The organism is Microbulbifer discodermiae, from assembly GCF_040742695.1.
Taxonomy (GTDB): domain Bacteria; phylum Pseudomonadota; class Gammaproteobacteria; order Pseudomonadales; family Cellvibrionaceae; genus Microbulbifer.
Map to the genome: position 1 here is coordinate 1 of NZ_JBFLAB010000140.1, position 1,792 is coordinate 1,792.

At 59.5% G+C, this 1,792-nt stretch carries 1 protein-coding gene; it reads left to right on the forward strand.

The window, feature by feature from the left end; translation table 11 throughout:
- On the forward strand, positions 1-1,792 hold a 1,792-nt coding region (locus AB1S50_RS19410), incomplete at both ends, for a non-ribosomal peptide synthetase (protein ID WP_367152915.1).

Consider the following 1,792-nt stretch of genomic DNA (forward strand, 5'->3'; position numbering starts at 1 on the left):
GGTGGCGGCGGTGGAATACAACACCGATCTGTTCGACCGGGATACCGTCGCCCGGATGATGCAGCATTATCAGCGCCTGCTGGAGGCGATGGTCACTGCACCCGGCAAGCCGATCGCTGCGTTGACGCTGCTGGATGAAGTCGAATGCTATCGCCAGCTGGTGCAGTGGAACCATTCAGACGCTGCTCCTCCCAGCCGGGACCTGTGGCCGTGGCAGCGATTGACTGCGCAAGGGGAACAGCAGCCCGATAGCATTGCCCTGATGGACGGCTTGCAGCAACTGAGTTTTGGCAGTTTGTTGGATCGCAGCGAACGACTGGCGGCCTATTTGCAGACGCTCGGTGTAGCACCGGAAGTGCGGGTGGGCGTCTGCCTGGAGCGGGGCGCCGATGCGGTGTTGGCGGTTTTGGCTATCTGGAGAGCGGGCGGTGTTTATGTTCCCCTGGACCCGGACTATCCGTCAGAGCGTGTGCGCCTGCTGTTGGAAGATTGCCAGCCCGATGTGATCATCACACTGGACAGCATTGAACAGCGTCTGCTGGCCCCCATTGTTGCGACCCTGGGCGCACACCCGGTCTGCCTTGCCCTCGATGCGAGGCTCTGGTCCCGGCTTCCCCAGCGGGCGGCAATAGAGCCCAATCTTCATTGGGATAATCTCGCTTACATCATTTATACCTCGGGTTCCACCGGCAGGCCCAAAGGTGTGGAAATCAGCTGTGGCGCCCTGTCATCGCTTTTAGGCGGGTTGGAAAACTATGGGATTGCAGCCTGCGGCAAACGATTTTTACAGTTCTCGTCGTTGATTTTCGACGCTTCAATATTAGAGCTGGGTATGCTGTTGGAAGGCGCTGGCCTGTTGATAGTACCGGGGGAGGCGCGCCCCTCCGGTGCGTTACTCGAGGCATTTATCAACCAGTATTCCGCTGAAGCGGCGCTACTGCCCCCTTCGCTGATTGCACACCTGGATCCGGAGCGTGTGAAGGGTTTACAACAGCTTTTGGTTGGTGGAGAGACGCTCGACCCGGTGCAGGCTGGGCGCTGGCAGGCTCGCCGCACCATGGTGAACGCCTATGGGCCGACGGAGACCACTGTCTGCGCCACCCTGTCGACAATTGCAGGGCGGGAAGCCTCCATACCCATCGGGCGGGGAATTGGCAGCAGCGATTGTTATGTGCTCGATGAGTACGGCCAGTTGCTGCCACAGGGGGTGGTTGGGGAGCTCTATGTTGCCGGGGGGCAGTTGGCACGTGGCTATGGGGGTCGCCCCGGTCTGACCGCCGAGCGATTTATTCCGCACCCGTTCAGTGGGGAAGAGGGTGCCCGCCTGTATCGCACGGGGGACCGGGTATGCTTCCGCGCCGATGGCAAGCTGGTCTTTCACGGCCGTGCGGACCAGCAAATAAAGCTGCGGGGATTCCGTATTGAGCTGGGTGAAATTGAGGCCCAGTTGGCCCACTGTGCTCAGGTGAAGCAGGCGGCAGCCTTTGTCTATAAAGAGGTTATTGAAACGGCAATAGTGCCCTGCGATACGGAAGTTGACTGGCAGGAGCTGGCCCAACAGATCAAAGCGGAGGTGTCGACACGTCTGCCCATGCATATGGTGCCGTCGAGAATAAACCTTTTATCTGAATTGCCAATCAACTCTCAAGGCAAAATCGACCGCATGGCACTGGCCGCACTGGAAGTGGACTGCTCCGATGCCAAGAGTCTGCCGGACAACCCTGCGGAACAGCGTCTGGCGCTGATCTGGCAGCAATTGCTCGGATGCGACACCGTATACCGGGAGGACAAC